Source organism: Pseudomonas sp. SIMBA_068 (assembly GCF_046534705.1).
Classification (GTDB): domain Bacteria; phylum Pseudomonadota; class Gammaproteobacteria; order Pseudomonadales; family Pseudomonadaceae; genus Aquipseudomonas; species Aquipseudomonas putida.
In genome coordinates this window covers 433,364-445,425 of record NZ_JAWRYI010000001.1, presented here as the reverse complement: position 1 = coordinate 445,425, position 12,062 = coordinate 433,364, and the positions used below count along the sequence as shown (strand labels likewise).

Sequence of the window (12,062 nt, the reverse complement as noted above, 5' to 3'; positions counted from 1 at the left end):
TCCTTGCTATCCCCACCCAAGATGATGTCTATCTGTGTCGAAAAATCAGAATTTTTCGCTTTCTTGTAGGGCATTTCCCAAAGATACTGTTGCCGCCTATTTTCCGTTGCGGGTGCCCTATTGGGGCTCTAGTCTGGGCCGGTCGCTGCTCATCAGCGACACGGCTTTGACGGGCCGCGATGGTTTTGAGTTATGGCACCTATTTATGGTGGCTGTACGTGCGGGCACGCTTGCGTGCGCCGGAGCTTCTCAATTCCGCCGGTCCGTCAACCCTCGTACAGCTGCCACCCTTTTGCTTGACGGCTGAGAGGTGGCAGCACCAATAGGGAATTGAACAATGCTCAAGATGGTCCCCGACCCACCCCACACGCTCCACTCCCTCGAAGACACCCTCATCCAAGCCGCGGAACATGCCGTCTGCGCGCTAGCCATTTCGCAACAAGCGATGCTGATGCAGCCCAAGTCACCTGCAGCGGTGCTGATGATGGCGACGACCCATGAACTTGAGTCCCTGCGCTCGTTACTTGAGTCCGCATTGGTTCAGGTACAGGTGCCGAACGAGCTGCGAATGCAGCACTGAGCCGATCAGGGAGATGGACCCATGACTACAGACGAATCGAACGAACAAACCACAGTAGGCAAGACCACGTTCTACCAGGGTGAAAACCAGACCCACCCACTGTTTCGCATCGAAGCCGGAATTCCCTGCAAAAGCGCCCGGGAGCAATCTTCGGAGTTGATGGGGTACGTGCGGGAGCTGACGATTATCGGGTTGATGGAAGAGAAACCGATGATGATCTGGGCTGCTCACTATCTGAGTGCGCTGGCCAAGGCGCTGATGGATGATGCCGAGCTGGGCATGATGCGCTGATTTGCCTGGCATCCGACATTGGCTCGAAAAGCGCCTACAGCCCCAACCTGATGCAAAAAAGCCCCAGCATCTCTGCCGGGGCTTGAGCTGGGCTCAGAAGCTGTCAGGTGGGCTCTTTTCGAACTTCCACTTGGTCATCTTTTTGGCAGCATGGAAGCTTTTGCAGTTGGCGATGAACTCATTGCGGTCCCATTCCTTGGAGAGGCTCGCCAGGATTTGCTCATAGGTTTCACCCGAGCAATTCGCTTCGTTGGGTTCAGGCACCCTGTCTTCGGCAATGGCTGTAAGGCTCACGGCAACGCCAAGCGCTGCAACCAGACGTGCAAAAGGCACAATGGACATTCACTCACTCCTTTGAATTGACCCGCTCCAACAGCCCGTTTTACAGGCCCCAAAAACGCAAAAAACCCTGAATAATCAGGGCTTTAAATATGGCGGAAGCGTAGAGATTCGAACTCTAGGATAGTTGCCCATCGACGGTTTTCAAGACCGTTGCCTTAAACCACTCGGCCACGCTTCCAGCTCGTTTTGCGGCCGCCATAATACCGTAATGAAACACGCTGTCAAACTCTCTGTGTCGCGGGTTGCAGGAGCTCTGATAGACTCCTAGCATCTGAACGTCTGAAACCACAGGTTTTACCAAGGAGTGTCGCCATGCGCGAACAGGATTACGCCGTCCACCACGGCCAGCAGGTCGAGCAGCAGGAGATCAGCAAGGTCCTGCGCAACACGTACAGCCTGCTGGCGCTTACCCTCGCCTTCAGCGGTGTCATGGCATTCGTGGCCCAGCAGATGCGCGTCGGCTACCCGAACATATTTGTGGTATTGATCGGCTTCTACGGGCTGTTCTTCCTGACCAACAAGCTGCGTGATTCGGCTTGGGGCCTGGTGTCCACCTTCGCCCTCACCGGCTTCATGGGCTTCATTCTCGGCCCTATCCTCAACCGTTACCTGGGCATGGCCGGTGGCGCTGAAGTGGTCAGCTCGGCGTTTGCCATGACTGCGCTGGTGTTTGGTGGCCTGTCGGCTTATGTGCTGATCACCCGCAAGGACATGAGCTTCCTCAGCGGTTTCATCACTGCGGGCTTCTTCGTGTTGCTGGGTGCTGTCGTTGCCAGCTTCTTCTTCCAGATCAGCGGCCTGCAACTGGCGATCAGCGCTGGCTTCGTGCTGTTCTCGTCGGTCTGCATCCTGTTCCAGACCAGCGCGATCATTCATGGTGGCGAGCGTAACTACATCATGGCGACCATCAGCCTGTATGTGTCGATCTACAACCTGTTTGTCAGCCTGCTGCAGCTGTTTGGCATCATGGGTCGCGATGACTGATTGATTGCTGTGTGAGAAAGCCCGCTTCGGCGGGCTTTTTTGTGGGTTTTCGAAAGGGGACTGGGGTGCGGGGTGTACGTCGATAGAGGTTCAGTGCCTGATAAATCGACCGCCGCGCGGGCGGCGCTCGATTTCTGCCCCTCCCTATAACTCAAGGCGGATACCTGGCCCACCCTCACAACCCCGCCAACCGCAATTGCTGACCAAAAAGTCAGATAAACAAGCAAATGCTCGCCGATCATGCCGCCATCGTGCTTTTCTCTACCGCAATCCCTCTTCACCCCGTAGAATGCGCTCCTTTTTTCTTCCGGGGCGGCTTTCAGCAATGAGCTCACACGAACACAGCCCAGGCGCGTCGGCGCCTGCCAATGAACTGGTGCTTGGCCTGGAGGACAAGCCACGGCTGCTGATCGGCCTGCTGGCTGCCCTGCAGCACTTGCTGGCGATCATTGTGCCGATCGTTACCCCTGGCCTGCTGATTTGCCAGGCGCTGGGCGTTTCTGCGCGTGATACCAACCTGATCGTTTCCATGTCGCTGGTGATCTCGGGTATCGCCACCTTCGTGCAGTGCAAGCGCTTTGGCCCATTCGGCGCCGGGCTGCTGATCGTGCAGGGCACCAGCTTCAACTTTGTCGGCCCGCTGATTGCGGGCGGCGCGCTGATGGTCAAGCAAGGCACGCCGGTAGAAGGTGTAATGGCGGCCATCTTCGGCGTGGTGATTGCGGGCTCGTTCGTAGAGATGGGCGTGTCGCGCATCCTGCCGTTCGTCAAACGCCTGATCACCCCGCTGGTGACCGGTATCGTGGTGCTGATGATCGGCCTGACCTTGATCAAGGTCGGCCTGATCAGCATGGGTGGTGGCTTCGGCGCCATGGCCAATGGCACCTTTGCCAATGGCGAGAACCTGCTGCTGTCGGGCGTGGTGCTGGCGATCATCGTGATCCTCAACCGCGTGCCGGTAGTGTGGATGCGCAGCTGCGCCATCGTCATTGCACTGGCGGTTGGCTATGCACTGGCCGGCTACATGGGCCGCCTGGACTTTACCGGCATGCACGAAGCCGCGTTGTTCCAGGTGCCGACCCCGCTGCACTTCGGCCTGGGCTTCTCGTGGGCGCTGTTCATTCCGATGCTGGTGATCTACCTGGTGACTTCGCTGGAAGCCATCGGTGACGTTACCGCCACCAGCAAGGTGTCGCGCCAGCCGGTCGAAGGGCCGGTATGGATGCAGCGGATCAAGGGTGGCGTGCTGGTCAACGGTGCCAACTCGCTGCTGGCCGGTGTGTTCAACACCTTCCCCAGCTCGATCTTTGCCCAGAACAACGGGGTAATTCAGCTGACCGGCATTGCCAGCCGTCACATTGGTCTGTGGATTGCCGTGATGCTGGTGGTGCTGGGGCTGTTCCCTAGCGTTGCCGGGGTGATCCAGGCAGTGCCGGAGCCGGTGCTGGGTGGCGCGGCCATGGTGATGTTCGGGGCGGTTGCGGCTTCGGGGATCAATATTCTGGCCAGCACCCGGCTGGACCGCCGGGCGCTGCTGATCATTGCCGTGTCGTTGGCGCTGGGCCTGGGCGTTGCGCAGGTGCCGGAGTTCCTGGCGCATATGCCGGCGGCGATTCGCAATGTGCTGGAGTCGGGTGTGGCTACCGGGGGGATCTGTGCGCTGGTGCTGAACTGGTTCTTGCCGGAGAGCAAGGAGCAGGCTTGAGTCTTGTGTGCTTCTGACAGGGCCATGGGGCTGCTTTGCAGCCCATCGCGACACAAGGCCGCTCCCACAGGGGTCGCGTAGGGCACACGGATACATAGAAAGCCCGCGCCGCTTGCACAAGCGGGCGCGGGCTTTTTTGCTTTATCATGGCGGCATTCCTTTGCATGAGTTATCCATGAAATTCGCTATCGCGGTGTTCTCCCCGGCCCATGCGCCCTCCTCGCGGCGCGCCTTGCGCTACGCCGAGGCGGTGCTGGCCGGCGGGCATGAGATTGCCCGGCTGTTCTTTTATCAGGACGGGGTGCACAGTGCCTCGGCCAACGTGGTCGCGCCCCAGGACGAACTGGACGTGGCCAGCCAATGGCGTGCCTTTATCGAGACTCACCAGCTGGACGCCGTGGTTTGCATCGCCGCCGCCCTGCGCCGTGGCGTGCTCGACGAGGCCGAAGCCAACCGTTACCAGCGCCCGGCGGTGAACCTGCCCAAACCTTGGGAACTGTCGGGGCTTGGCCAGCTGCATGAAGCGGCGCAGGTTGCCGACCGCCTTGTCTGCTTCGGAGGCGACTGAAATGGCCAAATCCTTGTTGATCATCAGCCGTCAGGCGCCGTGGAACGGCCCATCAGCCCGCGAAGCACTGGACATTGCCCTGGCCGGCGGGGCCTTTGACCTGCCGCTGGGCATGCTGTTCCTGGACGACGGGGTGTTCCAGCTCGCTCCCGGCCAGCAACCCACCGCCGTGCAACAGAAGAACCTGGCCGCCAACCTGCAGGCGCTGCCGATGTTCGGTGTCGAGGAGCTGTTCGCCTGCAGCCACAGCCTCACCCGCCGCGGCGTGGCAGCCGATACCCTGGCGCTGCCGGTGCAAGTGCTGGATGACCCGGCCCTTGCCGCGCTGATCGCCCGTTTCGACCAGGTGGTAACGCTCTGATGACAACCCTGCATGTAATTGCCCACTCCCCGTTTGGCGACGAGCGCCTGGCCAGCTGCCTGCGCCTGCTCGGCAAAGACGACGCGTTGCTGCTGTGCGGCGATGCGGTGTATGCCCTGCGCAGCGGCAGCGAGCCGCACCGCCAGCTGCAAGCTGCCGGCCTGGCCCAGCGCCTGTTCGCCCTGGACGAGGATGTGCAAGCCCGCGCGGTCGACAACGACCTGGCCAAGGCCGTGGACTACGCCGGGTTTGTCGAACTGTCGCTGCATTACGACAAGGTCAACAGCTGGCTATGAGTACGCTCAACGTTGGCGATCAAGCGATCGCCCTGGACAAGGACGGCTTTCTGGTCGACCTGCAAGACTGGTCCCGCGCCGCCGCCGAGGCTTTGGCCGAGCGCGAGGGTATCCCATTGACGGCGGACCATTGGGAAATCCTCGAACTGCTGCGCCAGTTCTACCAGGAATACCAGCTGTCCCCGGCCACGCGCCCGCTGATCAAGTACACGGCCCTGAAGCTGGGCCCGGAAAAGGGCAACAGCCCGCACCTGAACCGCCTGTTCAATGGCACCCCCGCCAAACTTGCCGCCAAGCTGGCGGGCCTGCCCAAGCCGACCAACTGCATATGACCCAGCCCCTCTTGAATGAAGCTCGTCCCCTCACCCTGGAGACCCCCGCCGAACACCCGTTCGCTGAATTCGTGCGCATTCTTGGCAAAGGCAAGCGCGGCGCGCGCGGCCTGACCCGCGAAGAAGCCCGCGCGGCGATGACCCTGCTGCTGGAAGGCAAGGTCGAAGACACCCAGCTGGGTGCCTTCCTCATGCTGCTGCGCCACAAGGAAGAAAGCGCCGAAGAGCTGGCCGGCTTCACCGAGGCCCTGCGCGCCCACCTGCAGGCACCGAGCATTGCGGTGGACCTGGACTGGCCCACCTACGCCGGCAAGAAGCGCCACCTGCCCTGGTACCTGCTGGCGGCCAAGTGCCTGGCCGGCAATGGCGTGCGCATCCTGATGCACGGCGGCGGCGCACACACTGCCGGGCGCATGTACAGCGAGCAACTGCTCGACCTGCTGCAGATCCCGCTGTGCCGCGACTGGGCCGCCGTCGGCAACGCCCTCGACCAGCACCAGTTGGCGTTCTTCCCGCTGCATGACTGGGCACCGCAGTTGCAGCGCATGATCGACCTGCGCAACACCTTGGGCCTGCGCTCGCCCATCCATTCGCTGGCCCGGGTACTTAACCCGCTGGGCGCACGCTGTGGCCTGCAAAGCATCTTCCACCCTGGCTACCAGGCCGTGCACCGTGAGGCCAGCCGCCTGTTGGGCGACCATGCTGTGGTGATCAAGGGCGATGGCGGCGAGATCGAGGTCAACCCCGATGTCATCAGCCACCTCTACGGCACCACGGCAGGCGAAGCGTGGGACGAAGAGTGGCCAGCGCTGAGCGAGCGCCGCCATGTCAAACCGGGCAGCCTGCAGGCCGAGCACCTGCGCGCGTTCTGGCGCGGTGAAGTGGAAGACAGTTATGGCGAAAAGGCCCTGATCGCGACCATGGCCCTGGCCCTGCGTGGCCTGGGGCAAGACCGCGAGCAGGCATTCGCGACAGCGCAAGGCTATTGGAATACGCGGAATAGATCGATTTAGCCGATAATAGCACCCCGATCTTTGCGCTATTTGTTCGAACGATTTGGCCTAGACTGGGCTCCAACGACAAACAACTTTGTTTCAGGAGCTCACCATGGGCCTTTTGATCGACGGCCGCTGGCACGACCAGTGGTATGAAAACGGCAAGGACGGCACGTTCAAACGCGAAAACGCCCAGCGCCGCAATCAGCTGCCCGCCCCGGAGGCTGGCCGTTACCACCTGTACGTCTCGCTGGCCTGCCCATGGGCCCACCGCACTCTGATCTTGCGTGCCCTGAAAGGCCTTGAGTCATTGATCGATGTGTCGGTGGTCAGCTGGCTGATGCAAGACAATGGCTGGACCTTCGACCAGCAGCAAGGCTCCAGCGGTGACCACCTCGACGGCCTGCAGTACCTGCACCAACGCTATACACAGGATGACCCGCATTACACCGGCCGCGTGACCGTGCCTGTGCTGTGGGACAAGAAAGAAAAACGTATCGTCAACAACGAGTCGTCGGAGATCATCCGCATCTTCAACAGCGCGTTCAACGAACTGACCGGCAATACGCTGGACCTGTACCCCGAGCCACTGCGGCCGACCATCGAGGCATTGAACGAGCGCATTTACCCGGCGGTGAACAATGGCGTGTACCGCGCAGGCTTTGCCACCACGCAAGACGCCTACGAGGCAGCGTTCGACGATGTGTTCAACGAGCTGGATCATCTGGAAGACGTGCTGAGCCGTAACCGCTACCTGGCCGGTGAGTACCTGACCGAGGCCGATGTACGCCTGTTTACCACGCTGGTGCGCTTCGATGCGGTGTACCACGGGCACTTCAAGTGCAACCTGCGCCGCCTCAGTGACTATCACAACCTGTCGAACTGGCTGCGTGAGCTGTACCAGTGGCCGGGGGTGGCGGGGACGGTGGATATGGAGCATATCCAGAAGCACTATTACATGAGCCACAAGACCATCAACCCGACCGGGATCGTGCCTAAGGGGCCTTTGCAGGACTTTGGCTTGCCGCATGATCGGGAGATGTTGGTGGGGAAAGGGATCTGGCAGGCTTGAGATAGCCGGGGCTGCTTTGCAGCCCATTCGCAGCACAAGGCTGCTCCTACAGGAATCACGCAGAGCTTCACGCGATCCCTGTAGGAGCAGCCTTGTGCTGCGAATGGGCCGCAAAGCGGCCCCGACAATTTCAGCTGTTCTGCGAACCTTCGAACCAGGCCAGCTTGTCACGCAACTGCACCACTTCCCCCACAATCACCAGGGTCGGCGCATGCACTTCATGCCGGGCCACCAGCTCTGGCAAGTCCGCCAAAGTACCGGTGAACACCCGCTGGTTACGCGTAGTCCCCTGCTGCACCAACGCCGCCGGGGTACTTGCCGCCCGGCCATGGCGAATCAGCTCGGCACAGATGGTCGGCAAACCGACCAACCCCATGTAGAACACCAACGTCTGCGCCGGCGCCACCAGGTCATTCCACGGCAGGTTGCTGGTGCCATCCTTCAGGTGCCCGGTGACGAAACGCACCGACTGGGCGTAGTCGCGGTGAGTCAGCGGTATACCGCCATAAGCGGAACAGCCACTGGCCGCAGTAATGCCCGGCACCACCTGGAACGGGATGCCATGCTCGGCCAGCTCTTCGATCTCTTCGCCACCCCGGCCGAAGATGAACGGGTCGCCACCCTTCAGGCGCAACACGCGTTTGCCCTGCTTGGCCAGGTCGACCAGCAGGCGGTTGATCTGGTCCTGGGGCACGGAATGGTCAGCACGGCGCTTGCCCACGTAGATGCGCTCGGCATCACGCCGGCACATCTCGATAATGGCAGGCGCCACCAGGCGGTCGTACAGCACCACATCGGCCTGCTGCATCAGGCGCAAGGCGCGGAAGGTGAGCAAGTCCGGGTCGCCCGGGCCAGCACCTACCAGGTACACCTCACCACCCTGCTGCACCGGCGCGCCATCCACCATCGCCTGCAACAGGCGTTCGGCCTCAGCGCCCTGCCCGGCCAGCTGGCGCTCGGCAATCGGCCCCTGGAACACGGTTTCCCAGAAGCCGCGACGCTGGTTGACGTCCGGGTACAAGGTTTTGACCTTGTGCCGGAAACGCGCAGCCAGCCCGGCCAGCTCACCATAGGCCGACGGAATCCAGGCCTCCAGCTTGGCGCGGATCAAACGCGCCAACACCGGGGCGTCACCGCCACTGGATACCGCAATCACCAGTGGTGAACGGTCGACAATCGCCGGGAAGATCACCGTGCACAGGGCCGGGGCATCCACCACGTTGACGGGCAGGCTGAGTGCCTGCGCATCCGCCGACACCTGGGCATTCAGCTCAGGGTCGTCGGTAGCCGCGATCACCAGCCGGCAACCGACCAGGTCGGCTGCCTGATAGCCACGCACCAGCACCTCACCGCCACCTTCCCGGGCCAACGCAGCCAACTGGCCGTCGACCTCCGGCGCCACCACGCGCAGCTCGCTACCGGCATCCGCCAGCAGGCGCGCCTTGCGCAAGGCGATCTCACCGCCACCGACGACCAGCACGCGGCCGCCCTGCAGCTTGTGGAACAGCGGCAGGTAATCCATTTAGCGGATGACCTCGACGCCGCCCATGTACGGCTTCAGCACGTCTGGCACACGGATCGAGCCGTCAGCCTGCTGGTAGTTTTCCAGCACGGCAACCAGGGTACGGCCCACGGCCAGGCCGGAGCCGTTGAGGGTGTGCACCAGCTCTGGCTTGCCGGTTTCCGGGTTGCGCCAGCGGGCCTGCATGCGGCGTGCCTGGAAGTCGCCACAGTTGGAGCACGAGCTGATTTCGCGGTACTTGTCCTGGCTCGGTACCCACACTTCCAGGTCGTAGGTTTTCACCGCACCAAAGCCCATGTCTCCGGTGCACAGGGCCAGCACGCGGTACGGCAGCTCCAGCAGCTGCAGCACGCGCTCGGCGTTGGCGGTCAGGCCTTCCAGGGCTTCCATCGACTTGGCCGGTTCCACCACCTGCACCATCTCGACCTTGTCGAACTGGTGCTGGCGGATCATGCCGCGGGTGTCACGGCCAGAAGCACCGGCTTCACTGCGGAAGCAAGGGGTGTGGGCAACCAGTTTCAGCGGCAGCTGCTTGGCGTCGAGGATTTCACCCGCTACCAGGTTGGTCAGCGACACTTCGGCAGTCGGGATCAGGTAGAAGTCAGCTTCACCTTCGCGGGTGATCTTGAACAGGTCTTCCTCGAACTTCGGCAGCTGGCCAGTGCCCTGCAAGGCAGGCGCTTGCACCAGGTACGGGGTGTAGTGCTCCTCGTAGCCGTGCTCGCCGGTGTGCAGGTTGATCATGAACTGCGCCAGGGCGCGGTGCAGGCGGGCGATCGGGCCACGCAGCACGGCAAAGCGGGCACCAGACAGCTTGGCTGCGGCCTCGAAGTCCAGGCCACCGCTGACTTCGCCGAGGGCGACGTGGTCCTTGATTACGAAGTCAAAGGCGGTCGGCGTACCCCAACGGCGCACTTCGACGTTGTCATCCTCGCTGGCTCCGACCGGTACGCTGGCGTCCGGCAGGTTGGGGATGGTCAGCAGAATACCGTCCAGTTCGGCCTGAATGCCGTCCAGTTCGGTCTTGCCGGCAGCCAGCTCGTTAGCCATGCGCTCGACGTCGGCCATCAGCGGCGCGATGTCTTCGCCCTTGGCCTTGGCCTGGCCGATGGACTTGGAACGGGCGTTACGCTCGGCCTGCAGCTGCTCGGTACGGGTCTGCACCGCCTTGCGGCGCTCTTCCAGTGATTCGATGCGCGCGACATCCAGGCTGAAGCCACGGGAGGCCAGGCGTTGCGCCACTTCCTGAAGTTGGCCGCGTAACAGTTTGGAATCGAGCATATCGTTCTCTCGTTATAGGTAGGTGTTGGTTCAGAATCGGGTCAAAGACAGACCGGCCCAGGTCGCGAGCAGCCCGCCCACCACGCTGATACTGGTATAGCCCAAGGCAAGGGGCACTTGCCCGCTTTCCATCAGGCGCACGGTATCGAGCGAGAAAGAGGAAAACGTTGTAAGGCCTCCGAGGAAGCCGACAATCAGGCCAGCGCGCAGCTCGACCGGCGCCAGCGGCTTGTGCAAGAACAAGCCATAGAGCAGGCCGATCAGCAGGCAGCCAACCAGGTTGACCGCCAGCGTACCGGCATAGAAGTGACGTGGCCAGTGGGCCGCTACCCAGTTGGCGGTAGCGAAGCGCAACAAGGTGCCGGCGATACCGCCCGCGCTGACGGCGGCAATGAGTGCAATCACGGTTTTCTCCGCTGGCGGGGGCTGTTGCGATCGAGGTCGGCCAAGTGGCGCAGCTTCTCGCCAATCTTCAGTTCCAGGCCACGGGGCACCGGCTGGTAGTACGGGCGTGGCTCCAGCTCATCGGGGAAGTAATCTTCACCAGCGGCGTAGGCATCGGGTTCATCGTGGGCATAACGGTACTCGTCGCCATAGCCCAGTTGTTTCATCAGCTTGGTCGGGGCGTTGCGCAGGTGCAACGGCACTTCCAGCGAGCCATGCTCGGCCGCTTCGCGCAGGGCGGTCTTGAAGCCCATGTACACCGCGTTGCTCTTTGGCGCACAGGCCAGGTAGGTAATGGCCTGGGCCACCGCCAGTTCGCCCTCGGGGCTGCCCAGGCGCTCCTGCACGTCCCAGGCCGCCAGGCACAGGCCAAGCGCGCGCGGGTCGGCGTTGCCGATGTCCTCGCTGGCCATGCGCACCACGCGGCGGGCGATATACAGCGGGTCGCAGCCGCCGTCGAGCATGCGGGCAAACCAGTACAGGGCGCCATCGGGGTTGGAGCCGCGCACCGACTTGTGCAGCGCGGAAATCTGGTCGTAGAACGCCTCGCCGCCCTTGTCGAAGCGGCGACGGCTGTCACCCAGCAGGCTCTGCAGCATCTCGACGTCGATTTCGCTGCCGTCTTCCGCCAGGTCCGAGGCGTTCTCAAGGAAATTGAGCATGCGCCGGCCATCACCGTCGGCGGCGGCCATCAGCATCTTGAAGGCGTCGTCGCCCACCCGCAGGTTGCGCTTGCCCAGGCCACGCTCTTCCGTCAGCGCACGGTTGACCAGCTTGCGCAGGGCCGCCTCGTCCAGGCTCTTGAGCACATACACCCGCGCCCGCGACAGCAGCGCGTTGTTCAGCTCGAACGACGGGTTCTCGGTGGTGGCGCCGATGAACAGCAGGGTGCCGTCTTCCACATAGGGTAAAAAGGCGTCCTGCTGCGACTTGTTGAAGCGGTGCACTTCGTCGACGAACAGGATGGTGCGCCGGCCATACTGGCCGGCCTGCTGCTTGGCTACCTCGACCGCCTGGCGAATCTCTTTGACCCCGGCCAGTACCGCCGACACCGTCTCGAAGTGCGCATCGCAGAACTGCGCCAGCAGCCGCGCCAGGGTGGTCTTGCCCACCCCAGGCGGCCCCCAGAAGATCATCGAGTGCAGCGCGCCCTGCTCCAGCGCCTCACGCAGCGGTTTGCCGCGTGCCAGCAGGTGCTCCTGGCCGACGTATTCGTCCAGGTTGGACGGGCGCAGGCGGGCGGCCAGGGGCTGGGCAACGGGTTCGCTTCGAAACAGGTCCATGACGAG

Annotated in this window: 15 protein-coding genes and 1 tRNA gene; 10 read left to right on the top strand and 6 right to left on the bottom strand. The window is 62.5% G+C overall.

Features of this window, described 5'->3' with window-relative positions; genetic code table 11:
* Nucleotides 1–337: 337 nt before the first annotated feature.
* Both SB756_RS01950 and SB756_RS01945 read left to right on the top strand, forming a co-directional pair.
* Complete coding sequence (locus tag SB756_RS01950; protein WP_410910058.1) at nt 338–580, top strand: hypothetical protein; 243 nt, start codon at nt 338–340, stop codon at nt 578–580.
* 21 nt (nt 581–601) lie between these two features.
* Nucleotides 602–871, top strand: coding sequence for a DUF3077 domain-containing protein (locus tag SB756_RS01945; protein ID WP_019471965.1), 270 nt, complete (start codon nt 602–604; stop codon nt 869–871).
* A gap of 93 nt (nt 872–964) precedes the next feature.
* Here SB756_RS01945 and trbK read toward each other — a convergent pair whose 3' ends face one another.
* Both trbK and SB756_RS01935 read right to left on the bottom strand, forming a co-directional pair.
* A complete protein-coding gene (trbK, locus tag SB756_RS01940) occupies nt 965–1,213 on the bottom strand; it encodes an entry exclusion lipoprotein TrbK (protein WP_016498870.1) in 249 nt (82 codons plus the stop codon).
* Between the two features lie 90 nt (nt 1,214–1,303).
* Nucleotides 1,304–1,391 (bottom strand) — tRNA-Ser (locus tag SB756_RS01935).
* Nucleotides 1,392–1,525: 134 nt separating this feature from the next.
* Between SB756_RS01935 and SB756_RS01930 the strand changes: the two genes are divergently transcribed.
* The 8 genes from SB756_RS01930 (at nt 1,526) to SB756_RS01895 (ending at nt 7,526) form a co-directional block, all read left to right on the top strand.
* Complete coding sequence (locus SB756_RS01930) at nt 1,526–2,197, top strand: Bax inhibitor-1/YccA family protein (protein WP_019471940.1); 672 nt, start codon at nt 1,526–1,528, stop codon at nt 2,195–2,197.
* A 325-nt stretch (nt 2,198–2,522) separates the two neighbouring features.
* Nucleotides 2,523–3,902 (top strand): nucleobase:cation symporter-2 family protein, encoded by a 1,380-nt coding sequence (locus SB756_RS01925; RefSeq protein WP_410910057.1) that lies wholly within the window; start codon nt 2,523–2,525, stop codon nt 3,900–3,902.
* A 175-nt stretch (nt 3,903–4,077) separates the two neighbouring features.
* Nucleotides 4,078–4,470 (top strand): sulfurtransferase complex subunit TusD, encoded by a 393-nt coding sequence (gene tusD / locus SB756_RS01920; RefSeq protein ID WP_016498868.1) that lies wholly within the window; start codon nt 4,078–4,080, stop codon nt 4,468–4,470.
* 1 nt (nt 4,471) lies between these two features.
* Nucleotides 4,472–4,831, top strand: coding sequence for a sulfurtransferase complex subunit TusC (tusC, locus tag SB756_RS01915; protein ID WP_410910056.1), 360 nt, complete (start codon nt 4,472–4,474; stop codon nt 4,829–4,831).
* Complete coding sequence (gene tusB, locus SB756_RS01910; protein WP_410910055.1) at nt 4,831–5,127, top strand: sulfurtransferase complex subunit TusB; 297 nt, start codon at nt 4,831–4,833, stop codon at nt 5,125–5,127. The genes tusC and tusB overlap by 1 nt, the downstream gene beginning before the upstream one ends.
* Nucleotides 5,124–5,459 (top strand): TusE/DsrC/DsvC family sulfur relay protein, encoded by a 336-nt coding sequence (locus SB756_RS01905; protein WP_016488112.1) that lies wholly within the window; start codon nt 5,124–5,126, stop codon nt 5,457–5,459. Before tusB ends, SB756_RS01905 begins: the two co-directional genes overlap by 4 nt.
* 11 nt (nt 5,460–5,470) lie before the next feature.
* Nucleotides 5,471–6,472 carry a glycosyl transferase family protein gene (locus SB756_RS01900; protein ID WP_410910411.1) on the top strand — a complete coding sequence of 334 codons (1,002 nt, stop codon included), beginning with the start codon at nt 5,471–5,473 and terminating at the stop codon, nt 6,470–6,472.
* Nucleotides 6,473–6,566: 94 nt separating this feature from the next.
* On the top strand, nt 6,567–7,526 hold the full coding sequence (locus SB756_RS01895; protein ID WP_410910054.1) for a glutathione S-transferase family protein: 960 nt from the start codon (nt 6,567–6,569) through the stop codon (nt 7,524–7,526).
* A 130-nt stretch (nt 7,527–7,656) separates the two neighbouring features.
* Here SB756_RS01895 and cysG read toward each other — a convergent pair whose 3' ends face one another.
* From cysG to SB756_RS01875, 4 genes are read right to left on the bottom strand one after another with little or no spacing between them, the layout of a single operon-like run.
* The gene (gene cysG / locus SB756_RS01890) at nt 7,657–9,048 is read right to left on the bottom strand and encodes a siroheme synthase CysG (protein WP_341796238.1); all 1,392 of its coding nucleotides are present in this window, start codon (nt 9,046–9,048) and stop codon (nt 7,657–7,659) included.
* Nucleotides 9,049–10,329 (bottom strand): serine--tRNA ligase, encoded by a 1,281-nt coding sequence (gene serS, locus SB756_RS01885; protein WP_102689951.1) that lies wholly within the window; start codon nt 10,327–10,329, stop codon nt 9,049–9,051.
* A gap of 30 nt (nt 10,330–10,359) precedes the next feature.
* Nucleotides 10,360–10,734, bottom strand: a complete 375-nt coding sequence (gene crcB, locus SB756_RS01880; RefSeq protein WP_016711494.1) for a fluoride efflux transporter CrcB — start codon at nt 10,732–10,734, stop codon at nt 10,360–10,362.
* Nucleotides 10,731–12,056: a replication-associated recombination protein A gene (locus SB756_RS01875; RefSeq protein WP_341796239.1), complete on the bottom strand. Its 1,326-nt coding sequence runs from the start codon at nt 12,054–12,056 to the stop codon at nt 10,731–10,733. Before SB756_RS01875 ends, crcB begins: the two co-directional genes overlap by 4 nt.
* Between the last annotated feature and the right edge of the window lie 6 nt (nt 12,057–12,062).